Source organism: Vagococcus sp., from assembly GCF_036639995.1.
Lineage (GTDB): Bacteria > Bacillota > Bacilli > Lactobacillales > Vagococcaceae > Vagococcus.
Map to the genome: position 1 here is coordinate 20,084 of NZ_JAVWHO010000015.1, position 23,263 is coordinate 43,346.

The 23,263-nt window shown below is 33.1% G+C and carries 19 protein-coding genes and 1 pseudogene; 6 read left to right on the forward strand and 14 right to left on the reverse strand.

The window, feature by feature from the left end:
- A pseudogene (locus RR554_RS05775) lies at positions 1-299 on the forward strand (hypothetical protein); the annotation flags it as partial.
- 45 nt (positions 300-344) lie between these two features.
- On the opposite strand, the gene uvrA reads toward RR554_RS05775, so the two are convergent.
- A complete protein-coding gene (uvrA, locus tag RR554_RS05780; protein ID WP_332463020.1) occupies positions 345-3,173 on the reverse strand; it encodes an excinuclease ABC subunit UvrA in 2,829 nt (942 codons plus the stop codon).
- Positions 3,174-3,186: 13 nt separating this feature from the next.
- On the reverse strand, positions 3,187-5,181 hold the full coding sequence (uvrB, locus tag RR554_RS05785) for an excinuclease ABC subunit UvrB (protein ID WP_332467609.1): 1,995 nt from the start codon (positions 5,179-5,181) through the stop codon (positions 3,187-3,189).
- A gap of 168 nt (positions 5,182-5,349) precedes the next feature.
- On the opposite strand from uvrB, the gene RR554_RS05790 reads away from it, so the two are divergent.
- Positions 5,350-6,684, forward strand: coding sequence for a C1 family peptidase (locus RR554_RS05790; protein ID WP_332463018.1), 1,335 nt, complete (start codon positions 5,350-5,352; stop codon positions 6,682-6,684).
- 51 nt (positions 6,685-6,735) lie between these two features.
- On the opposite strand, the gene RR554_RS05795 is transcribed toward RR554_RS05790, so the two are convergent.
- Complete coding sequence (locus RR554_RS05795; protein ID WP_332467610.1) at positions 6,736-7,671, reverse strand: LCP family glycopolymer transferase; 936 nt, start codon at positions 7,669-7,671, stop codon at positions 6,736-6,738.
- Between the two features lie 111 nt (positions 7,672-7,782).
- Positions 7,783-8,964, reverse strand: coding sequence for a MalY/PatB family protein (locus RR554_RS05800; RefSeq protein WP_332467611.1), 1,182 nt, complete (start codon positions 8,962-8,964; stop codon positions 7,783-7,785).
- Positions 8,965-9,118: 154 nt separating this feature from the next.
- On the opposite strand from RR554_RS05800, the gene RR554_RS05805 reads away from it, so the two are divergent.
- Entirely contained in the window at positions 9,119-9,343 is a 225-nt protein-coding gene (locus tag RR554_RS05805) for a FeoA family protein (RefSeq protein WP_332467612.1), read from the forward strand.
- Complete coding sequence (gene feoB, locus RR554_RS05810) at positions 9,343-11,253, forward strand: ferrous iron transporter B (RefSeq protein ID WP_332463014.1); 1,911 nt, start codon at positions 9,343-9,345, stop codon at positions 11,251-11,253. The genes RR554_RS05805 and feoB overlap by 1 nt, the downstream gene beginning before the upstream one ends.
- 132 nt (positions 11,254-11,385) lie before the next feature.
- Here the strand turns inward: feoB and RR554_RS05815 are convergent, their stop codons facing one another.
- The 7 genes from RR554_RS05815 to RR554_RS05845 all read right to left on the reverse strand — a co-directional run bounded on the left by RR554_RS05815 (position 11,386) and on the right by RR554_RS05845 (position 19,727).
- Positions 11,386-12,750, reverse strand: a complete 1,365-nt coding sequence (locus RR554_RS05815) for an alpha/beta hydrolase family protein (RefSeq protein ID WP_332463013.1) — start codon at positions 12,748-12,750, stop codon at positions 11,386-11,388.
- 64 nt (positions 12,751-12,814) lie between these two features.
- Positions 12,815-13,456, reverse strand: a complete 642-nt coding sequence (locus RR554_RS05820) for a TetR/AcrR family transcriptional regulator (protein ID WP_332463012.1) — start codon at positions 13,454-13,456, stop codon at positions 12,815-12,817.
- A 102-nt stretch (positions 13,457-13,558) separates the two neighbouring features.
- Positions 13,559-13,771, reverse strand: coding sequence for a copper chaperone CopZ (copZ, locus tag RR554_RS05825; protein ID WP_332463011.1), 213 nt, complete (start codon positions 13,769-13,771; stop codon positions 13,559-13,561).
- 124 nt (positions 13,772-13,895) lie between these two features.
- A complete protein-coding gene (gene asnS, locus RR554_RS05830; protein WP_332463010.1) occupies positions 13,896-15,194 on the reverse strand; it encodes an asparagine--tRNA ligase in 1,299 nt (432 codons plus the stop codon).
- Between the two features lie 23 nt (positions 15,195-15,217).
- Positions 15,218-16,408, reverse strand: a complete 1,191-nt coding sequence (locus RR554_RS05835; RefSeq protein ID WP_332463009.1) for a pyridoxal phosphate-dependent aminotransferase — start codon at positions 16,406-16,408, stop codon at positions 15,218-15,220.
- A gap of 13 nt (positions 16,409-16,421) precedes the next feature.
- Positions 16,422-16,907: a cell wall elongation regulator TseB-like domain-containing protein gene (locus tag RR554_RS05840; protein WP_332463008.1), complete on the reverse strand. Its 486-nt coding sequence runs from the start codon at positions 16,905-16,907 to the stop codon at positions 16,422-16,424.
- 54 nt (positions 16,908-16,961) lie between these two features.
- Positions 16,962-19,727: a helicase C-terminal domain-containing protein gene (locus RR554_RS05845; protein WP_332467613.1), complete on the reverse strand. Its 2,766-nt coding sequence runs from the start codon at positions 19,725-19,727 to the stop codon at positions 16,962-16,964.
- A gap of 176 nt (positions 19,728-19,903) precedes the next feature.
- On the opposite strand from RR554_RS05845, the gene RR554_RS05850 reads away from it, so the two are divergent.
- Complete coding sequence (locus tag RR554_RS05850) at positions 19,904-20,788, forward strand: hypothetical protein (protein WP_332463006.1); 885 nt, start codon at positions 19,904-19,906, stop codon at positions 20,786-20,788.
- 23 nt (positions 20,789-20,811) lie between these two features.
- Here RR554_RS05850 and RR554_RS05855 read toward each other — a convergent pair whose 3' ends face one another.
- The 3 genes from RR554_RS05855 to RR554_RS05865 are packed head-to-tail and all read right to left on the reverse strand — an operon-like array spanning position 20,812 to position 22,580.
- Positions 20,812-21,309: a GtrA family protein gene (locus tag RR554_RS05855; protein WP_332467614.1), complete on the reverse strand. Its 498-nt coding sequence runs from the start codon at positions 21,307-21,309 to the stop codon at positions 20,812-20,814.
- A 12-nt stretch (positions 21,310-21,321) separates the two neighbouring features.
- Complete coding sequence (locus RR554_RS05860) at positions 21,322-22,251, reverse strand: permease prefix domain 1-containing protein (protein ID WP_332467615.1); 930 nt, start codon at positions 22,249-22,251, stop codon at positions 21,322-21,324.
- A complete protein-coding gene (locus RR554_RS05865) occupies positions 22,248-22,580 on the reverse strand; it encodes a PadR family transcriptional regulator (protein ID WP_332463003.1) in 333 nt (110 codons plus the stop codon). The genes RR554_RS05860 and RR554_RS05865 overlap by 4 nt, the downstream gene beginning before the upstream one ends.
- 151 nt (positions 22,581-22,731) lie before the next feature.
- Here RR554_RS05865 and gloA point away from each other — a divergent pair, with 151 nt between their 5' ends.
- Positions 22,732-23,106 (forward strand): lactoylglutathione lyase, encoded by a 375-nt coding sequence (gene gloA, locus RR554_RS05870; RefSeq protein ID WP_332463002.1) that lies wholly within the window; start codon positions 22,732-22,734, stop codon positions 23,104-23,106.
- The last annotated feature ends 157 nt before the right edge of the window (positions 23,107-23,263 follow it).

A 23,263-nucleotide genomic window follows, 5' to 3' on the forward strand; every position in this document is an offset into this window, starting at 1 on the left:
TTGCAAGTTCTATCGGTTCTCTTTTTGGAATTTTCAATGACCGTGTAACTGGTTTTAAAAAGTTATTTGTCTTAGCAACTATCATCATGATTCCTATTTTAATTAGCTTGTTAGTCAAAATTAGTACACCTGCCTTTAAAACGATTTTGCTTAATTTTGTCCTAAAAGCCGTTGGATTTAGTTCTGGTAATTTCTATGCATTAAACTTAATTATCACACTTTCTAGCTTTTTCATTATCTTCTCAATCATTACTTACCTTTTAAATTATCACCGTGAAATCAAACGAATTAACGCTTAAAAAAATATGCAAGATTTTTAAATTGAGAATCTTGCGTATTTTTAATTAGTTAAATCTCTCCATTACTTCTTTTAGGTAGTAACCAGTAAAGCTTTCTTCTACTGTGATAACTTCCTCAGGTGTTCCTGTTGTGACAATGGTACCACCACCATCTCCACCTTCTGGTCCTAAATCAATAATATAGTCTGCCGTTTTAATCACATCTAGATTGTGCTCGATAACAAGCACTGTATTTCCAGCATCAACTAAGCGTGTTAATACTCCAATCAAACGGCTAATATCATCTGCATGTAGTCCTGTTGTTGGCTCATCTAGAATATAGAAATTTTTACCAGACGAGCGCTTATGAAGCTCACTAGCAAGTTTCATTCGCTGCGCTTCACCACCTGAAAGGGTTGTTGCTGATTGACCTAATTTAACATAACCTAAACCGACATCAACAATCGTTTGCATTTTTCGGTGAATTTTTGGGATTGCTTTAAAGAATTCAACAGCTTCTTCTACAGTCATCTCTAAAATTTCTGCAATGTTCTTACCTTTGTATTTCACTTCTAAGGTTTCAGAGTTGTAGCGGTGACCATGACACACTTCACACGGTACATATACATCAGGTAAAAAGTGCATTTCAATTTTTATAATACCATCACCACGGCAAGACTCACAGCGTCCGCCCTTCACATTAAAACTGAATCGTCCCTTTTTGTATCCTCTAATTTTAGCTTCATTTGTTTTAGAGAATAAGTCACGAATGTCATCAAACACACTCGTATACGTTGCCGGATTACTACGAGGAGTTCTTCCAATTGGACTTTGATCTATATCAATAATTTTTTCAATATCTTCATACCCAGTAATTGATTTATATTTACCTGGTTTCTCAGAATTTCGATTAATTTTTTGAGCTAAAGCTTTTTTCAAAATACCATTAACTAATGTGCTTTTCCCTGAACCTGAAACACCAGTAACAGCAATAAATTCTCCTAAAGGAAACGCCACATTAAGATTTTTCAAATTATTTTCACTGGCACCTTTAACAACAATTTCTTTACCATTACCTTTTCGCCTTGTTGTTGGTACTGGAATTTGTTTTTTCCCTGACAAATATTGACCTGTCAATGAGGCTTGATTTTTCTCAACCTCTGAAGGTGTCCCTGCGGCAATAATTTCACCACCCAGCTCACCTGCTCCTGGTCCAATATCAATTAAATAATCTGCTGCACGCATCGTATCCTCATCATGCTCGACAACAATTAACGTATTTCCTAAGTCTCGCATTTTTTTCAAGGAATCAATTAAACGATTATTATCTCGTTGATGCAACCCAATGGAAGGTTCGTCTAAAATGTAAAGAACTCCTGATAAATTAGACCCAATTTGAGTGGCTAAACGTATTCTCTGAGCCTCTCCACCTGATAGAGTTCCAGCAGCACGACTTAGTGTTAAATAGGTCAAACCAACATTCTTTAAAAAGCTTAGTCTGTCTTCAATTTCTTTTAAGATTGGTGTGGCTATCATTTGTTCCTGTTCGCCAAATGATAGGTCCTCAAAATAGTTGAGGGAATCTCCCACAGATAGATTACTAATCTCACCAATATGTTTTCCTTGGACTTTGACAGAAAGAGCTTCATCATTTAAACGGTACCCATGACAACTTTCACACGTTAATTCTGTCATGTACAATTTCATTTGTTCTCTAGTGTAATCACTATTTGTTTCATGATAACGACGTTTGATATTAATCAAAATACCTTCAAAAGGAATATCCACATCTCTTACGCCACCAAATTCATTTTCATAGTGAAAATGGAATTCTTCACCTTTTGATCCTTTCATTAGAATTGCTTGTTGTTCTTCTTCTAATTTTTCATAAGGTGTATCAAAATCGATGCCAAACTGCTCGCATGCTTGCTCTAGCATTTGTGGGTAATAATTGGAACTAATAGGATTCCAGGGTGCAATCGCACCTTCTCGTAACGTCTTTAATTTATCTGGAACGACTAAATCAGCGTCCACTTCAAGTTTAATACTTAACCCATCACACTCAGGACATGCACCAAATGGCGTGTTAAATGAAAATAGTCTTGGTTCGATTTCGCCTACTGTAAAGCCACAATAAGGACAGGCATAATGTTCACTAAATAACATTTCCTCTTGACCAATGACATCAACTAAAGCATAACCTTCTGACAGTCTTAACGCCATTTCAAAAGAATCAAACAAGCGAGAACGAACACCTTCTTTAACAACAATTCTATCTACTACAATTTCAATGGAATGTTTTTTATTTTTTTCAAGTTCTGGTAGTTCCTCAATATCATAGGCTTCCCCGTCAATTCTAACGCGAACAAAACCTTCTTTTTTTATTTTCTCAAAAATCTTTTTATGTTGTCCTTTTTTCCCTCTAACTATTGGAGCCAGAATTTGAACTTTGGTTCTTTCTTCCAATTCTAGAACGCGGTCAGTCATCTGTTCTGGTGACTGGCTACTAATTTCCGTTCCATCATTTGGACAGATGGGATGACCAACACGGGCGTACAATAACCTTAAATAATCATTAATTTCAGTCACAGTTCCCACAGTCGAACGTGGATTTTTACTTGTTGTTTTTTGGTCAATTGAAATAGCTGGACTTAAACCATCAATACTGTCGACATCAGGTTTGTCCATTTGCCCTAAAAATTGTCTAGCATAAGCTGATAGACTTTCAACATACCGTCTTTGTCCTTCAGCATATAGCGTATCAAACGCTAAAGAACTCTTTCCAGAACCTGAAAGTCCTGTAATAACAACCATCTTATCTCTAGGAATGGTTACATCAATATTTTTTAAATTATGTGCTCTTGCACCACGAATGACTATTTTATCGTTTGCCATTGTCATCCTCCTTTTATTTACCAGATTTCAATTCTAGAATGGTATCTCTTAATGTTGCTGCTTTTTCAAAGTCTAACTCTTTTGCTGCAGTCTTCATCTGACTTTCAAGCTCAAAAATTAATTCTGATTTTTCTTCTTTATTTAGACTTTCGTATTGTTCCATTAAGCTAACTTCTTCATCGCCTTCGCTTGTTTTAGAAATACTTATTAGATCACGAATTTCTTTAATGATTGTTTTTGGTACAATACCGTGCTCCTCATTATAGGCTTCCTGAATAGCTCTTCTTCGTTTGGTTTCTTCAATAGCATGTGTCATGGAATCAGTCATTTTATCAGCATACATAATAACTTTCCCATTGGAATTTCGAGCTGCACGACCGATTGTTTGAATAAGCGAGCGCTCACTTCTTAAAAAGCCTTCTTTATCAGCATCAAGAATTGCGACTAATGATACTTCAGGCACGTCAATTCCTTCTCTTAACAAGTTAATACCAATTAAAACGTCAAATTCTCCTAACCTTAAATCTCGAATAATTTCCGTTCTCTCAAGGGTTTTTATGTCACTATGTAAATACTTCACTTTAATGCCTAATTCTTTAAAGTAATCTGTTAAATCCTCAGACATTTTCTTGGTTAATGTTGTAATAAAGACACGTTCATTTTTTTCTACTCTGTCATTTATTTCGCCAACTAAATCATCAATTTGCCCCATAATTGGACGCACTTCGATTTCAGGATCAAGCAATCCTGTTGGTCGAATAATTTGTTGGGCCACAAGATCTGTTTGTTCTCCTTCATAAGGTCCAGGAGTAGCAGAAACATAAACAATTTGATTCACATGTTCTTCAAATTCCTCTAACCTTAGAGGTCGATTGTCTAAAGCACTTGGTAATCTAAATCCATAGTCCACTAACATTTGCTTTCTAGCTCGGTCACCATTATACATGCCACGAACTTGGGGCATTGTCACATGTGACTCATCTACCATAATTAAGAAATCATCTGGAAAGAAATCAATTAAAGTATAGGGTGGTTCCCCCTCAGATCGGCCTTCCATTTGACGGGAGTAATTTTCAATTCCTGAGCAGTAGCCCATCTCTCTCATCATTTCAATGTCGTAATTAGTTCGTTGTTCTAGTCTTTGAGCTTCAATTAATTTTTCATCTTCTCGTAATTCTTTCAGACGAACTTCTAATTCATCTTGAATGCGAGTAATTGCTTCTTCCATTTGTTCATCATTTGTAACAAAGTGAGTTGCGGGGAAAATAGCGACATGTTCTGTGTCTGCGATAATTTCACCAGTTAACGCATTAACTTCTCTAATTCGGTCGATTTCATCACCAAAAAACTCAATTCGTAAGGCTTGTTCATCGCGAGAAGCTAAAAATATTTCAACGACATCGCCACGAACGCGGAACCTACCACGTTGAAAATCAATGTCGTTACGGTCAAACTGAATATCAACTAATTCTCTTAATAGTTGATCTCGCTCCATTTGCATCCCTACCCGAAGTGAGAGAACTTGATCTTGGTACTCTTTAGGATCTCCTAAGCCATAAATACACGACACAGACGCCACAACAATCACATCATTTCTTTCTAATAAAGAACTAGTGGCAGAATGTCGTAATTTATCAATTTCATCATTAACACTTGAATCTTTTTCTATATAGGTGTCACTTGATGGAACGTAAGCTTCTGGTTGGTAATAATCATAGTAACTAACAAAGTACTCTACGGCATTATTAGGAAAAAACTCTTTAAACTCACTGTATAATTGCCCCGCTAAGGTTTTATTATGGGCGATAATCAAGGTCGGTTTATTAACTTCTTTAATGACATTTGACATGGTAAACGTCTTCCCAGAACCTGTTACACCTAGTAATATTTGAGCTTTTTCTTTTTTATTTATATTATCTACTAACTTCGCAATTGCCTCTGGTTGATCCCCAGAAGGCTCATATTTTGAAACCAAATCAAAGGTATGATCCGTGTGTCTTTCTATCATCGTTTCTTTCTCCTTTGGTTGTATATTGACTGTTTTATTTTACCATAGCGAACATATTTTCGCTATTTATTACTACCTAAAATATTGAAAAATAACTAATATTTTCTTTTTATAATTGAAAGGAGTACAATGGCATTAGCATTAAATAATGAGAGGAAGATTAAATTTATGACAAAAGAAATTTCACTAGATCAAATTAAACAATTTAATAGTACTTATTACGCATCAAAAAATCATTTAATTAGCCAACGTGCTGTAATGAAAAACGGCATTTTAGCTGCGTCAGAAAACCAATCATCACTTGTTAAAAATAATCCAGTCTTCTCGATTGATTTAGACACTGGAAAAGTAGCTAATCAAAAACAAAGTGGCCGTTGTTGGATGTTTGCAGCTCTAAACACCTTCCGTCATCATATTAGCGAAACTTTCCAAATTAAAGATTTTGAACTATCACAAAACCATACTTTTTTCTGGGATAAATTTGAAAAAGCAAACTATTTCTATGAAAATATTCTTAATACGGCAACTAAGCCATTAAGTTGTCGTAAAGTTGCTTTCTTACTACAAACACCTCAACAAGACGGTGGTCAATGGGATATGTTAGTTGCCATTATTCAAAAATATGGTATTGTTCCTAAAACAGTGATGCCAGAAACTTTTAGCAGTTCTCAAAGTCGCGATTTAAATGAATTTTTAAATAAAAAATTAAGAAAAGACGCGATTTCTTTACGCCAAATGGTTGAAAATGAGCAATCAATTGAAGAAATTTCAAAAGCTAAAGAAGGAATGTTGCAAGAAGTTTATAATCTATTAGCAACTTCCCTAGGAACACCACCAGAACAATTTGATTTTTCATATGTAGATACAGATGGAAACTATCAGTTAAAACAAAATTTAACACCTTTATCATTCTATGACGAATTTGTTGGACGTAACCTTTCTGATTATGTCAGCATCATTAATGCTCCAACAAAAGATAAACCATATAATCAAATGTATGCTGTTGAATTATTAGGAAATGTGGTTGGGGGTAAAGAGGTTCGTCATTTAAATGTGGACATTAATACCTTTAAAAATTTAGCAATCGAGCAATTAAAAGCAGATGAAGCTGTTTGGTTTGGTTGTGATGTTGGACAATCTTCAACAAAAGATTCTGGTATTATGGCAACTGATGTCTTTAGTGTGTCAGAAACATTAGATGTGGATTACACAATGACAAAAGCTGAACGTCTTGATTACGGCGAAAGTTTAATGACTCACGCTATGGTTATCACAGGGGTTGATTTAGTTAATGACGTACCTACAAAATGGAAAGTTGAAAATAGTTGGGGAGATAAAGTCGGCACAAAAGGTTACTTCGTTATGAGTGACGAATGGTTAGACGAATACACTTATCAAATTGTTATCAACAAAAAATTCTTACCAAAAGAGTTATTAGATGTTATCGAAAAAGATGATGCCACTCTTCTTAAACCTTGGGATCCAATGGGTGCACTTGCTTAAAATTATAAAAAAAGAAGCGATTGACTAAAAGTCGGTCGCTTCCTTTTATTTTTATTTAGGTAATTGTTGTTTCAATAAGTTTTGAACACGGACTAATTCTTCATCTGGAATAACTTGGTAAGACAATCCGTCGATTGTTTCCCCATTTCCATGAAGTGTTTCCTGATCAATTGTTGTGAAACAATTACGGTAATCTAAAGCAATTTTGAACATTTCCTCAGGCTCTAAATCAGTCTTCATATTTTCCTCAATTGCTTTTAAGACTTGTTTGTATTTAGTCACACCAGAAAATGTTAAAGCTTTATCAGCAATCGCACCGATTACTTCTTGTTGTCTTACTTGACGACCATAATCGCCATTTGGATCTTCATATCTCATACGAGTATAAGCTAGCGCTTGGTCCCCGTTTAATGTATTTTTTCCTTTAGGGAATGTGTGACCATCTTGTTTGAATTCAAATTTATTATTCACAACAACACCATCAACAGCATCGACTAAAGCTTCAAAGCCTTCCATATTAATCCAAACATAATGATCTAATGGAACATCTAATAATTTCTCCACTGTATCTAACGCCATTTTTTCTTGCCCATAAGCATACGCATGAGCTACTTTTTCAACGGTGCCGTGGCCAACAATTTCTGTACGAGTATCACGAGGGATACTTAGTAAGGTTGTTTTATTTTCTTTGGGATTGACTGTAGCAACTAGCATTGTATCAGAACGACCAACATCAGTTCGGCCAAACTCACCTGTATCTAATCCGAGCATTAAAACAGAGAAAGCTTTACCATCTTTAATGTTTGTTCCTTCAGGACGACCTTTGACTGGTTTACTTACTTTATTAGCTGTACTTTTAACATCAAAATATGTTTTGCCTACGATTGCTGTTGCGCCAGCTAATAATACGACAAGTACACCTAGTAAGATAAAAACTGTCTTCTTTAAGGGACTCATCTTTTTCTTTCTTTTTTTACGAGTTTCCATATTCCATCTCCTATAAATAACAATTTAAAATAAGTCTAGCATAAAATTTTCATAAAAACTATCTTAAATATCGGACATTTAAATAATCTTAAGTTTTATTAATAACACCGTTTATTTAAGTTTTATGCTAGCAACTAATTGATCAACTGCTTTTTCAATATTTTCTGTCTTTGTCGCTAAGTTAATTCGAATAAATCCAGAACTGTTTTCATCAAACCATTCACCGTAATCAATGGCTAGTTTAGCCTTATCTTGAATAACACTAACCATCTCTGATTTCTCAATATAATAAGACAAATCTACCCAAGCTAAATAAGTTGCTTCTTTTTCTGCAATAACAACATGAGGTAATTCCTCTGTTATTTTTTCTTTCATCACCTTAAAATTGAGCTCGATAACATCAATTAAATCATCTAACCACTGCTCTCCAGATGTATACGCTGCTTCAGTGGCAATCATCCCCATTAAACTATCTGGGTTATTAATCACTGTTTGAACATGTTTATCATAAATAATTCTTACTGCTTCACTTGGAATAATTACATGTGAATGTAGTAAGCTAGCTAGGTTAAATGATTTAGAAGATGACGTCAAAACAGCAATATCTTCAAGATACTCATTTCCTACTGATAAGGCACTGACAAATTCTTTTCCAGGTTGAATAAAATCTTGGTGAATTTCATCAGAAATAATTTTAACCTGATATTTTTGGCAAATATTAAATAGCTTCTCAAGTTCTTCTTTTTTCCAAATTCTTCCAACAGGATTTTGCGGTGAACAATGAAGAAAAACCTTTACTTTATTTTGTCGAATTTTTTCTTCGAAGTCTTCAAAATCAATCGTGTAATGGCCTTTACTTTCAACTAAATTAGAAACAACTAGACGACGACGATTATTTTTAACTGCATCAAAAAACGGATAATAAACGGGCGCTAAAATAATAACACTCTCTTCTTCTTGAGATAAAGCTTGAATTAGAAAGTTAAAAGAATTCACAACACCTGTTGTAAAACGTAGCCACTCTTTCTCTACATGAATACCATGTCGCTTCTTTTGCCAATTTATAAATGCCTCATAATAAGACTCCCCAGCAAAAGAATACCCAAACACCCCATGCTCAATTCTTTTCATTAATGCCTCTTGGACCTCTTTGGGTGCTTTAAAATCCATATCAGCTACCCATAAAGGAAGTAAATCCTCATGACCAAATTTATCTTTTAAACCATCCCATTTAACGGAATCAGTTCTTTTAAAATCAACATAATTTTCTCTTATAAAGTTTTCAATTGACATAAAAATCCTCCTTTGTTTCCCTTCATACATTATAACCAATTCCGTGTAAAATGAACATATCAATGGAAAGTTAGTTTATGAAACCGGTTGATATAATAACAAATTAGGATTATAATAAAAAAGAATTAGGCAAACCTAAAAAGGAGAAATAAAAATGAATTTATTAGACTTGAAAGAACAGGAGGAAGCAGTTGTTGATAGCATCACACACCCTGATGTTGATATGAAACGACGACTATTAGACTTAGGATTTTACAAGGGTACACCAATAAAAAAAGTTTTAATTAGTCCAAAAGGTGATCCCATTGCTTACCGAGTTCGAGGAACAACAATTGCTCTTAGAAATAATGATGCTCAGTATATAGAGGTGATTAACTAATGGAAGAAAACAATGAAGCGTTTGTTATACAAAAAAAAGACCCAACAGATCATGTCCTTTCTCTTGCAGGAAATCCCAACGTGGGTAAAAGCTCAATTTTTAACGAACTAACTGGAATGAGACAACACACAGGTAACTGGCCTGGGAAAACCGTTGATTTAGCCCAAGGTTACACGTCTTATAAAGGACAAGGATATGTTTTAGTTGATTTACCAGGAACTTATTCTTTGATGGCTCATTCACAAGAAGAAGAAGTTGCTAGAGATTTCATTCAATCAAAAGACTCTGAAGCAACCATTGTTGTTTGTGATGCAACAAGTCTAGAAAGAAATTTAAACCTTGTCTTACAAATTATGCAAATTACACCAAAAGTGGTGGTTTGCGTGAATTTACTAGATGAGGCAAAGAAAAAGAAAATCTCAATTAACCTACCAAAACTACAAGAACTACTTGGTGTTCCTGTTGTAGGTACCTCTGCTGTTAAAAAACAAGGATTAGATGAATTAATGGAACAAGTTGGAAATGTCATCAGTGGTAACGTGCATGCTAATCCGTTTATGCTTGAAGCCTTAGAGCAAATTCATCAGGATGAAGAAACTGAAATTCTCGCTCTACTCGATAGAGCTTCCGTTATTGCTAATGATGTCATTGAATACGGGGACAAAGATTTTGATAAAAAAGACCGGATTCTTGATAAAATCTTAACACAAAAAAGTACCGGTATTCCGATTATGATTTTACTATTACTACTTGTCTTTTGGTTTACAATCGTTGGAGCAGATGGTCCTTCTGACTTTTTAGCTGATGTCTTTAATCGTTTTGGAAATTGGTTAACCTCGGTAGCTGTTCAATTGAATGTACCAAAAGTAATTCAAAGTGTTTTAATTGATGGAATTTACAAAGTCCTATCAACCGTTGTTGCTGTTATGTTGCCTCCTATGGCCATCTTTTTTCCAATCTTCACTTTACTAGAAGATTTTGGTTACTTACCTAGAGTGGCATTTAACTTAGATAAATATTTTCAAAAAGCAGGAGCTTGTGGAAAACAGGCCTTAACAATGTGTATGGGGTTTGGTTGTAATGCTGCAGGCGTTGTTGGGGCAAGAATTATTGACTCTCCTAGAGAAAGGCTCATTGCCATTACAACAAATAATTTTGTTCCTTGTAATGGACGCTTTCCAATATTGATTGCTGTTATTTCGATGTTCTTTGCTGGCACAAATGCTGGATTTTTTGGTTCCATTAAATCGGCTGTTTTTTTGACAGGTGTCATTTTGCTTGGTGTTGCGACAACTATTTGGATGTCAACACTCTTATCAAAAACCATTTTAAAGGGTATGCCTTCATCATTTACATTAGAATTACCGCCGTATAGAAAGCCTCAAATTGGCTCAGTTATTGTCCGCTCCATTTTTGACAGAACTTTATTCGTTCTTTGGCGAGCTATTATTGTTGCAGCACCTGCTGGTTTAGTCATTTGGGTTCTTGCAAATGTCCAAATTGGCAATCAATCGGTTCTACAATCAATTACAGAATTTATCGACCCATTTGCTAAATTAATGGGACTTGATGGAACGATTCTAATGGCCTTTATTCTAGGTTTACCAGCCAATGAGATTGTTATCCCAATTATGATTATGGGATACATGGCAACAAGTACTATTACAGATTTCAATTCATTAAATGAATTTCAACAACTACTTGTCAATAATGGTTGGACTTGGTTAACTGCTACAAATGTACTTTTGTTTACACTCTATCATTGGCCTTGTTCCACAACGTTAATTACTATTTACAAAGAAACCAAAAGTAAGAAATGGACTCTGATTTCATTCTTAGTCCCTACAGTAATTGGCGTCTTAGTTACTATGCTAACCACGTTGATTGCTCATCTTTTCCATTTAGTTTAAAAGAGATTGGCTATTCCAAAATCGAATAGCCAATCTCTTTTTTTATACTTACATTCTCTTTGATGTATCAATGTTTATCGTATTTAAAAAAGTTATTTTATCAAAAAAATAAACTCTTAAATTTCTTCATTTTTAGTACCTATCAACTTTTATTTGTGAGCGTTCTTTCAAATAATCATCCACAGCTTTCTGATTTTCTCCCTTTAAATTTTTATCGAAAAAACCTAAAGACAATTGATTAATTGTATCAAATGTTTTTTTATAATTTGCGTCCTTTACAGCAACTAAAGGTGAAAATCCTGCTAAATCAATAAAACTACCATGATCTGTATTAGGTAGCAAGAGTTTATAAACACCCGGTTGGTTTACATGATCATTTCTAATTAAGCATTCTTCAAACAAAGGATCAGTCCCTTCTTGCATGTTTCTCATTGTATCGCTCGCATTCATCAACATAAAAGGTTTCTTAATATCCCCAGGTTTAATCTCCTGTCCATAAAAACCACCATCCATGTTAATCGCTGCTTTGACACGAGCATCTTCAATCAATAAATGAGTCGATGTAGCTCCACCATAAGAATGTCCGAATGCTCCAATTTTTTCTGTTTCCACTTGATTCAGTACTGAATCAAATTCTATATTTTTTTCATTTAGTAATGTATCTAGAACAAACGTTGCATCTGATTGCCACTCTAAATTATGTGTATCCAAATAATCTAACGTTAATTCTTTTTCTTCATAAGGTACGTATTCCTTAGTTGGAAATAGTGTATTGGCTGAATCTTTCGTATAATTAACTGCAGCAATAACATAACCATGACTGGCTAGTTCTTCTAATTGAAACGTATTTTGTCTATTATAAAGTGTCATGCCATGAGAAAAAATAAGTAATGGAAATTTCTTATCACTCACAACTTTCGCGTCCAAATAAGAATGAGTTTTTATATATTTTAAATGACCTGTCACAATATTAGGCATACCTTGAGTTCTTGCTAATTCATGTCTTAACGCCTCGATATCTGTAGAATAATCTGCTTTTTTACTACTTTCTTTATCTGCTGGATAATAAAATTGAATCATCATATCTTTTTCAGTTAATTGGTTTTTATTTTTTGTCAACATAATACTTTTAGTTCCTACTTTGTATTGCCCCGTTGGTACAGGAAAATTAAAAATAGGAAACATATAAAATGGAGCTAAAACAGCAACTGTCACAACAATAGTACTGGCTACTTTCAGTATCACTTTAATTGTTGAATTTTTTTTAATACATGTTTTATTTTTTGATAAAAGTAACACTAAATTAATAACAAATGATAGAACATAAACTGGTAGCAACTGCCAGCGGTAACCGTCAACAACCAAGCTAAGTATTAAAACAACTATTTCAGCAGATAATATTATTTTCTTATATTGTTTTAAACTTTCCAGCTTAAATGTTATTCCTCCTAGCAATACTACTGTTGTCACTATAAATAATAATTCAAATAATCTCATTTTTACCTTCTCCTTTTGATACATTCAAATGTATGTATAATTGTAAAAAAATAAACGATCTCGTCTATTTTTTTGATTCTTCGTAATAGTTTGAAAAGGCTACTCTTAATTCATCATCAAACAATGGCAATCCGAGAGCTTTTAGCATCTTATCAAAAAAAGTAATCTTTTCAATATATTTATCTTTTGTTGTTTTAATAATATTCGGATTTATCCAAATATTTAGTAGTAGCAACATCATTTCGGAGACTTCCGTTACCTCTAAAACATGACAAGATCCATCTTTATTTCCCTCTTTAATAAAAACAGCAATTTCTTTTGATGTTATTTCAATACTATCATGAACAATTCTAAAAACAAACTCTGGTGAATTGATAACACTAGGGATGTTACTCATCGAATCTTTTTCTGTTTGCTTTTTTAGTGTAAACATAATTCCCTGTTGAAGTCGCTCAATTGCTGTTGAATTAGTCTGTGTTAAATATGACATCAACTGTTTATTTTCCGAAAAATACTCTTGTGTCACAGCATCGATTAATTCAGATTTGGATTTAAAATGATGATAAAAAGCCCCGCGAGTGATACCTCCCACATCATCAATCACTTCTTGAATCGTTACCTTTTCCCATCCTCTAATTGTAAATAGTTTTACAGCAGATTCTAAAATAGCTTGTCTCGTTTTTTCAGGATACTTATTACGTGCCATTTTCATCACTCCTATACATACATTTGTATGTATGATATTATAATGAATCCTATATTTTGTCAACAAAAAAACTCGACTAAATTGCTAGTCGAGAGTTTCTATCTAAATACTACTTGCTTCATAGCCCAATTCTGTAATAACTTCCATAACTTTTTCCAACGGAACTTTTGTTTCATCAAATTTGATTTTTGCTTCTGCATCTTTTAATTTAATTTTAAATTTTTCCACACCATCTATTTCTGAAACAGCTTTTTCAATTCTCGCAACACAATGGCCACAACTCATACCATCAATCTTAATTTTTTCTTTTGACATAACTATCACCCTTCTTGTTTTAATTTACAAATGTAATTTATAATTAAATACTACCTCTTTCCTTAGAAAAAGTCAAACAAAAAAGAGACAAGACATTTGATAGTCTTACCTCTTCTAGTGTTCTCTATGGATAAATACGGTGTAATAAACGAGGGAATGGACTAGCTTCACGTACATGCTCAATACCACAAACCCAAGTAACAGTTCTTTCAAGACCTAAACCAAAACCTGAATGAGGAACTGGACCATATTTTTGTAAATCTAAATACCATTCATAATCTTTACGATCTAAACCGTCTTTTTCAATTTGTTCTAATAAGTAATCAAATCCAATAGCACGTTCACTACCACCAATAATTTCACCATAACCTTCTGGTGCAATCATGTCTGCACGAATAACAACATCATCTCTTGTTGGATGTGGTTTCATGTAGAATGGACTCATTGATTTTGGATAGTTTAAAATAAATACTGGTTTTTCATAATGGTTCGCGATAAATGTTTCATGTGGTGAACCAAAATCATCTCCCCAAGTAATATCTTCAAAACCATTTTTTTGTAATAAATCAACGGCTTCATCATATGAAATTCTAGGGAAAGGTAAGATAGTATATTTTTTAAGTAACTCTTTATCTCTTCCTAAAACATCTAAAGCATAATCACAGTTTTCTAATACTTTTTCAATCATAAATGCCACGTATTGCTCTTGGATTTCTAAACTTTCTTCTTGACTAACAAAAGCCATTTCAGGTTCCATCATCCAAAATTCAGTTAAATGACGACGTGTTTTTGATTTTTCAGCTCTAAACGTTGGTCCAAATGAAAATACTTTACCAAACGCCATTGCTGCAGCTTCTAAATACAATTGTCCTGTTTGAGAAAGGTAAGCAGGATCTCCAAAGTAATCTGTTTCAAATAATTCTGTTGTGCCTTCTGGAGCGCTACTTGTTAAAATAGGTGGATCAATTTTAATAAAGTTACGTTCATTAAAGAATTCGTATGTTGCACGAATTAATTCATTACGCACTTGCATAACAGCATGTTGTTTTGAAGAACGTAACCACAAATGACGGTGATCCATCAAAAAGTCTGTTCCGTGTTCTTTAGGAGTGATTGGGTAGTCATGACTTTCGCCTACAACTTCAATACCTGTTACTCCCATTTCATAGCCAAATTTAGAACGAGTATCTTCACGGATTTCTCCTGTTACGATAACTGATGTTTCTTGGTTTAATCCTTTAGCAACATCAAATAACTCTTCTCCAACTTCACCTTTTACAACAACCCCTTGGAAGAAGGCTGAGCCATCTCGTAAATTTAAGAAAGCAATCTTACCGCTTGAACGTTTATTTGCAATCCAAGCACCGATTTTTACTGTTTCGCCTACATGATTCTTTGAATCAATAATCTGTATTGTTTTCATTCCAACTCTCCATCCATCTTAATTTATTTGTTTTGCTTTTTATCAACAAAAGCAACTATCTGATCAATCGCTGAATTTAATGTGTCTAAATCAGTTGCATAACTTAGGCGAATATGTTTGTTTGTTCCAAAGCCTTCACCTGTCACAACTGAAACATGAGCTTCTTCTAGTAAATCATTGACCCAATTAGTCACATTATCGTACCCACATAAAACGAGACATTCAGAAATATCTGGATACAGATAAAATGCCCCTTGAGGTTTATCTATTTTGAAACCGGGTATTTCACTTACTCGGTCATACACATGATTTAGCCTTTTTTCAAAAACTTGACGCATTTCTTCAACTTGTTGTTGATCTCCTGTCAGAGCTTCAATCGCAGCATACTGAGTAACAGCAGTTAGATTACTTGTTGCTTGAGAAGCAATTTTAATCATTTGAGAAATGATGCTTGAGTCTCCTAAAGCATAACCCATTCTCCATCCTGTCATCGCGTAGCTTTTTGACACTCCATTAATGATAATTGTCTGTTTTTTTATTTCCTCAGACAACGTTGCAATTGGCGTAAAGACATTCCCATTATAAACTAGTTTGCCATAAATATCATCGGCTACTAGTAAAATATTATGTTTAACTGCCCATTTTCCGATTTTTTCAAGTTCTTCTCGCGTATAAATTGCCCCAGTCGGATTACAAGGTGAATTCAAAATGAACGCTTTTGTTTTTTTAGTTGTTGCTTTTTCTAAATCTTCAACAGTTACTTTAAAATGATTGTCTTCTTTTCCTTCAACAAAAACTGGCGTACCTTCACACAATTCAACTTGCTCACTATAACTAACCCAATAAGGTGAAGGCATAATCACTTCATCACCTTCATTTAAGATTGCTTGGAAAAGAATAAATAAAATAAATTTAGCACCAGTTCCAACAACTACCTCATTTAATTTATAATCCAATCCATAATCTTCTTTTGTTCGACTAATAACAGCTTCAATTAATTCTTTTTCTCCAGCAACAGGTGTATAAAAACTAGCACGTCCGCTTTCAATCGACGCAATAGCTGCTTTCCGAATATTTATCGGTGTTTCAAAATCAGGTTCACCTAATGCTAAATTTAAAATTTCTATGCCTTTTTCTTCTAACTCTTTTGCCTTCGCTGCGGCTGCCAACGTGGCTGATGATTTCAGCTTTAATACCCTATTAGATATCATCATAATATCCTCCCCTTTAAACTTGATTCAGCGTATTAACTATCTCTCCACTCTTAAAGTCAACCAAATAGTAATTAACGCCGCTTTCAATGCTGTCAGCTGCTACTTCCCAAACAGGTTTATTGTCATACAATCCTAGAGAGACTTTTTTTATTTTTTTGGTTTCTTTTTTTTCTAACACTTTTTTGATTGCTTCATCGTTATTAATTCCATCTTTTTGATTCATCACGACTGCTTCTGAACCATCTTGAGGAAGAAATACAATTTTTTCAACGTTTTTATTATCTACGCCAACAACAGTAAAATATGTTTTCTCACGAGTAAACCAATAAAAATCTTGTACCTCAGAGATATTGGCAACCTCTTTAGAAATAGTAACAGCTTGTTTTTTAGCTTTTCTCATTGGAGAGGCTGACTGAAACAAGACCACACCAACAAGGACAATAGATAAAATCAATACTATTCCTATAATTTTAAGTTGTTGGTTCTTTCTTCTATTCATTAATATCGGTCCTCCTTTTCGTTTTTCTTATTATAGCAACTTTTATGATTTATTTCAGTTATTATTCTCAAAAAATAAAATCGCTTCTTCTAAACTTTCTTCTAAAGTACATTCTTCTACCTCAAGCCCTATAGGTAAATACCCTAATAATTGCTTACTGTAGCTTGCTTTTAGCAACCGGTTATCTAGTAATAGAATAACACCTCTATCATTCTCTGAGCGCAACAGACGTCCTAAACCTTGACGTAATCTCATACCAGCTTGAGGAATTGCTTCTTCATAAAACGGATTTTTACCAAGAGATTCTAAATAATGATATTTAGCTTCAATCATCGGCCTTTTTGGTGGATCAAAAGGAAGTTTCGTCATAATAATTAAATCAAGCGTTGGTAAAGATAAATCCACACCTTCCCAAAAACTATTAGCACCTAAAATAATACCACCATTATTTTTAATATATTTTTTCACAATTTTTTCCTTTGTCCCAGTAATATCTTGCGCAAAAATATCCACTTCTTGATGATGAAAGTGATTTTGCAGAATATGATAAACCTGTTTTAAGACATGATGTGATGTAAACAAAACCAGCATAGAGGTCTTTCCAATGGCATAATAGTCAATAAGAACTTTTGCAATGTAATTAGCATAATCATCTTTTGGATGATACTGCTCTGCTTTATTTTCCGATATAACAAGCAATTTGGCTTTGTCATGATAGTTAAAGCTATCTTCAATTCTAACTTTTCTAGATACTGGTATATCTAGTTGGCTTTCAAAATAAGTCGAATCAACATCTAATTGTAATGTACTACTAGTGTAAACAATTTTTTCAAACTGTTCATACCAAGACATATTTTTAATCGATAGCATCGAAAAATCTAGCATCTTCAATTGTAAGTGCTTATCCTTAATAGCTAACCACCTAGCATTACTATCTTCTAAATTTCTGAAGTAAGCTATAAAGTGAAGACTCCACTCAGAAAGTCTTTCAAGAGACGTTAAATAATCCAACACATCAAAATAGGAACCAATTTCTACTTGTGTAAGATGAGTGAACACCTCGTTTTTAAAGTCAGTTGAGATATGATTTATTTCCGTTAAGATAGTCAATAATTCTTTCAAATTTTTTCTCATTGGAAGTGGCCAGTTAGAAATTTTTTCTACATCATCAAATGAAACTTCTTTTTTACTTTCAGTAAAGTTACTTACTTCTATCATAAACTGTTCAAGTCTCTGCAAATCTTCTCTAACATCTTGTGAAAAATTACTTAATAAATTCACGGCCTGTGTTAATTTTTGATTATTCAATTGATGCAATGAATAAGACAATTCTTCTGATTCCCGTATTTTTTTTAATAAGGAATAAATCAAACCAAACGAAATAGAAATTAGTTCTTGATTTTCAATGCTACTAACTAGTTTATGAGATTCATCAATTATCAAAACAGACGATTTTGGTATTAACTTCGTTTGACGTTTGCTTTCCTCACATAAGAAAGCGTGATTAACAACGATAACATCTGCTACTTCTTTTTTTTCTTCCAAATACTTAATAAAATCTTCCTCAAAGAACAATGAATCACTACTCAAAGTGTGACGACCCATGTGTTTCACATGTTCAAAAAGAACGTGGGATTTATTAAGATTAATTTCATCCAAGTCTCCTGTCTCAGTCTCCATCAACCAAGTTAAAATCGCCATTTGATTTAATGCGTACTGTTTTTGATTAACAGGCTTTTCAAGTAACGTTAAATAAAATTTGTCTAGGTCTATGAAATGACGATTGCTTTTTAGTACCATACCAAATAGATGATTTCCTGTAATTTCCTTGACTTGCTCTAACGTCTGATCAATCAGCTGCTCTTGTAGTAAAATAGTACTTGTTGAAACAATAATCGGGAATTTTTTTCTGTTATAACTCAAAGGTAATAAATAGCCCAAAGACTTACCACTACCAGTACTTACTTCAACCATTAAGTTCTTTTCTTCATCCTCATTATTAACAAAAGAATAAATGGTATCCATCATTTCCAGTTGCGCTTTTCGAGGAACAAAGTCAGATAAAAAACTTTGAGAATTTTCAGTTAAATCAAATGGATAAGTGGTTCCTACATCATCATTTTTCTCTTTAAATAGATATTTTTTATTTTTTAGCGTCACACACTCAATTGTTTTAGTCCCATAAAATGGATGATTAAATCCATCCTTTTCCTTTTTCATTAACGCTTTTTCAAACATTAAATGATTATCAACACCTAAGTTATAAGACAATTCCAACATTTTTTTCAATGTAACATAAGGAATCATCATCATTTTTTGACTTAGACAAATAAATAATTCAGCTGTAACATAAGCGTCACTTAATGCCTGATGAGGATTTTCATGTTCTAGTTCTAAAAAGTCAGCTAAATCCGTCACTCTAAACCCCTGAGACGTGGGAAATAGAATTTGGGACAACTCTACTGTATCAATACATTTTGTTTGCAATTTTTCTTCACCTGAACGAGATAACTCACTGTTTAAAAAAGCATAATCGAAATAAACATTATGGGCAACAAACACACAATCTGAAATTAATTGTTTGATCATCGGGGCAATGTCTTCGAAGTAAGGGGCATTTTTTACTTGTTCGTTACTAATGCCAGTTAATTGCTCAATATTTTTGGGTATTTTTTTTAGGGGATTAACATCAGTAGAAAAGTAGTTTATAATCTCATTATTTTGAACAAGTACACAAGCAAATTGAATAATTTTATCCGTTTCTGGACTTGTTCCAGTTGTTTCAATATCTACAACTGCATAGGTTGTTTTATCAGTCAAAATTCATCCCCCCTTGTCATATGACTCTTTTCTATTATACAGACAATTCACCAAATTTTCATCAAATTCACTATTTATTTTACTAATCATATTTTTTTGAGATAGATTGTTTTAATGAATAAACTATGGTTAAATAGATGTATAGAAAAAGTTTGATTAGGTGGGCTATTAAAATTATGAGAAATTTGAAAATTATGGGGGGATTTGTATTCGCTTTTTGGCTAATCGCCCTTGTTTTGACCTTCAACAATTCAAAAATATGGTGGCTCTACTTGCTTATTTCCAGTATTGCGCTAATTTTAGCCGCAGTACTACTGTATCAGACCGAAATTAAACATCTTTATTATCAAGCAGATAAAGAATTTACAAGGTTAAAGAACAGATCTGCTAAAAAAATTAGTTATGATGAGGATGAAGAATATTATGATGTTGTTGATAGCAATAAACGTCGAAAAAAACGAAAAAGAAGACGTCCTGAAAGTTATCTAGAAACAACAGCACGTGAAAGAAAAATGACAAGCGAAAATCACGGCTCTTCTGATGAGATACACCGCATGTCCTCTATTCGCAACAAAGAATATCTTCATACAAAAATTAATCTCTTATATAATGGTGAAAAACAGCAGCTTTTATTTGATACCATTCAACAATTAAAAGCCAATAACTTCTTTACTAGCTATTATGCAGGTGTGACTAATGATGATTTAGTAAATAATTTTGGAGAGTATGAGGAACGGAACATTTTTGAGCTTTATGATAACCTGATTCCAAATACTTATGCTAAAGTACTTTATGATCCTAAATCTGATAGCAACCGAATTGGTATCTTTTTAGGAACAACAGGAGATAATCAAGATGAGATGATGCTAGGGTTTATTGCATTAGAAGATAGTTATAAAGCGGATTTATTACTAAAAAAATATTCAAATATTCAAGTTTTCCCAACTATTCTCGGTGGTACGTACAAACGGGTTTATCGAAATAGGTCTGGCGAAATAAAAATCATTAAAGACTTTATTAACTATGATTTAACTATTTCATTAGCATTTTATAACAACTAAAAAAACCAATTAGGCTAACACGCCTAGTTGGTTTTTTTGAATACCGCTTTTTTAGAAATTAAGTAATTAATAACAATTGCTAATACTTGAACAAATAAGGCAAAGACAAACTCATTAAGTAACTCTGCTGAACCAATAAACTTTGTTGTTAAAGGATGGCTAAATAATATGAAATCATAATTTATCTTATCAAAAAAGAAAAGATGAATGAAGAAATCCGAAAATTTCTCAACTGCAATAAAAGTCAGCCCTAAATCTAAAGCAAATACAAACAGTCTTCCTAAAATAAAACCAAACAATTGCTTAAGAACCACTAGTGGTTGCCAGTCTTTGTTTTTAAATACAAAAACCTTATTGGTTAAATAAGCAAATAAAATTGCCACTACTTGAGCTATAGTTACTCCAAGCATAGAGTTGCCAGTTAAATTAACCACCATAAATCTAGTAATAAAATAAACTAACGTTGTAAAAACGCCAAAAATAATATAGGTAATACTCTCTTTATTTACAATCTTACTCATTTTACTTCCTTCCTAATCTTTCACCCATAAACCAGATAGAACACCTGCTACAGGAAAGATTATCCACGAAATACTCCAAATATTAAACACAAAACTAGTTAAAAGATATAAAGCAACAATAATTAACCAAAATTTTTCATTAAACTTTTTCCAAAATAATTTATTACTTAAATCTTCTTCAGAAATTGATGACTCAATCCCATTCTCTAATAAAAACGAATAGGCACCTTTTAAATTACCCGCATAAATTAAAAAGAAGCATCCCACTGTCGCTATAACGACAGTAACCCCTACTAAAGGTAGTATGTATTCCGATTTTTGAGTCCCAATTAATACAGGAATAGCTGACAATATACAAATAACAATCCCAATAACTAAAGACAGATTAAACGATCTTGCATATTCCATACTTTCAGATTCAATATAATGGATATCACGCTCTTCTAAAAAGAAGCCCTTCTCCAAATACTCAAATTTACTATTTTTCAACCCATTTAACACAAAGAATGCCACTCCAGCAGCAACAAAAATTAAACAAAAAATAACTCCAACAATCAACAAATTATAAACTAAAGAAAGTAATAATAAAGAAGTGCCAATTCCACATAAAATAACACCAAAACCAATACCTGTACCAATCTCTTTCTTCATTTTGATATAATCAGAAATTATTTCTATTGATAACGTTGGTAATTCAGATCCTGTTTCATTGTTTATGTTTCTACCTGAGCGATCTATTTCTAGTTCATTCAATAACTCATCAATATTGCCAAATTCCGAAATAACAAGCCCAATAGCCTCGTTATCTGACATTCCATCACTTTTCAACTCATCATATTTTTCTTCCATGTTAGATAATATATCTTTCTTCAAGTTTATTATTTGATCTGTCATCGGCAAATTCATAAACATTGTTTCCACATAACTCTCTATTGTATTCATATTTTCTCTCCTCCTAAAAATAAATCTATTACCTCTTTAGTTATTAACCATTCTTTTTCTTTTTCTAAATAAAACTCGAGTCCTAGCGATGTGATTTTATAATACGTTCTCTTTTTTCCAAACGTTTCCTCTCCAGGATAAGAAACAATAAACCCTTTCTTACTTAATCTAGTAAATGCAGAGTACAATGTTGTTTCCTTAATAATATATTTTTCTTTTGTGATTATTTTTATTTTTTTAGAAATTTCATAACCATATGAATCTCCATCGATTAATATAGATAAAATGATAGAATCATTATAACCACGAATTATGTCACTACTAATCACATGTATCACCTACTTTTTTACTTTATCAATCGTAGTAAAAACAATATATCATTTTTACTACGTCTAATCAAGTAATTTCGAGTTAATAAGTAGAATACTAATCATAGAAATGGTATCATTTACTTATCTATAGGAAAGGAAGTATAATAATATGAAAATGGCGCATACTTGTGTCCGTGTAAAAGATTTAGACGCTTCTCTAGATTTTTATAAAAAAGCATTCGCTTTTGAAGAAAGCAGAAGAAGAGATTTTCCTGAAAATAAATTCACCTTAGTCTATTTAACCTTACCAGGTGATGATTATGAGTTAGAACTTACTTACAATTATGATTCAGAAGGCTATGACTTAGGAAATGGTTATGGTCATATAGCTATCTCTACAGACGATTTAGAGGGCCTACATAAGTCGCACGAAGAAGCTAAATTTAACATAACACCTTTAAAAAATCTTCCAGGGGTTCCGCCTTCTTATTACTTTATTGTTGATCCTGATGGCTATAAAATTGAAGTAATTCGTAACAAATAAAAAAGTTCTTGAGTCTATCAATCATCTACTGTGATTAGATAAACTCAAGAACTTTTTAGTTTAAAAGCAAACAAAAAAGCAAATCAAGATGATTTGCTTTTTTACTCCGGCAGTAGGACTCGAACCTACGACATCATGATTAACAGTCATGCGCTAC

Excerpts from the sequence above, each read along its gene's own strand:
- uvrA (WP_332463020.1), bottom strand. The coding sequence starts at position 3,173 with ATGGCAAACGATAAAATAGTCATTCGTGGTGCAAGAGCACATAATTTA.
- uvrB (WP_332467609.1), bottom strand. The coding sequence starts at position 5,181 with ATGATAGAAAGACACACGGATCATACCTTTGATTTGGTTTCAAAATAT.
- RR554_RS05790 (WP_332463018.1), top strand. The coding sequence starts at position 5,350 with ATGACAAAAGAAATTTCACTAGATCAAATTAAACAATTTAATAGTACT.
- RR554_RS05795 (WP_332467610.1), bottom strand. The coding sequence starts at position 7,671 with ATGGAAACTCGTAAAAAAAGAAAGAAAAAGATGAGTCCCTTAAAGAAG.
- RR554_RS05800 (WP_332467611.1), bottom strand. The coding sequence starts at position 8,964 with ATGTCAATTGAAAACTTTATAAGAGAAAATTATGTTGATTTTAAAAGA.
- RR554_RS05805 (WP_332467612.1), top strand. The coding sequence starts at position 9,119 with ATGAATTTATTAGACTTGAAAGAACAGGAGGAAGCAGTTGTTGATAGC.
- feoB (WP_332463014.1), top strand. The coding sequence starts at position 9,343 with ATGGAAGAAAACAATGAAGCGTTTGTTATACAAAAAAAAGACCCAACA.
- RR554_RS05815 (WP_332463013.1), bottom strand. The coding sequence starts at position 12,750 with ATGAGATTATTTGAATTATTATTTATAGTGACAACAGTAGTATTGCTA.
- RR554_RS05820 (WP_332463012.1), bottom strand. The coding sequence starts at position 13,456 with ATGGCACGTAATAAGTATCCTGAAAAAACGAGACAAGCTATTTTAGAA.
- copZ (WP_332463011.1), bottom strand. The coding sequence starts at position 13,771 with ATGTCAAAAGAAAAAATTAAGATTGATGGTATGAGTTGTGGCCATTGT.
- asnS (WP_332463010.1), bottom strand. The coding sequence starts at position 15,194 with ATGAAAACAATACAGATTATTGATTCAAAGAATCATGTAGGCGAAACA.
- RR554_RS05835 (WP_332463009.1), bottom strand. The coding sequence starts at position 16,408 with ATGATGATATCTAATAGGGTATTAAAGCTGAAATCATCAGCCACGTTG.
- RR554_RS05840 (WP_332463008.1), bottom strand. The coding sequence starts at position 16,907 with ATGAATAGAAGAAAGAACCAACAACTTAAAATTATAGGAATAGTATTG.
- RR554_RS05850 (WP_332463006.1), top strand. The coding sequence starts at position 19,904 with ATGAGAAATTTGAAAATTATGGGGGGATTTGTATTCGCTTTTTGGCTA.
- RR554_RS05855 (WP_332467614.1), bottom strand. The coding sequence starts at position 21,309 with ATGAGTAAGATTGTAAATAAAGAGAGTATTACCTATATTATTTTTGGC.
- RR554_RS05860 (WP_332467615.1), bottom strand. The coding sequence starts at position 22,251 with ATGAATACAATAGAGAGTTATGTGGAAACAATGTTTATGAATTTGCCG.
- gloA (WP_332463002.1), top strand. The coding sequence starts at position 22,732 with ATGAAAATGGCGCATACTTGTGTCCGTGTAAAAGATTTAGACGCTTCT.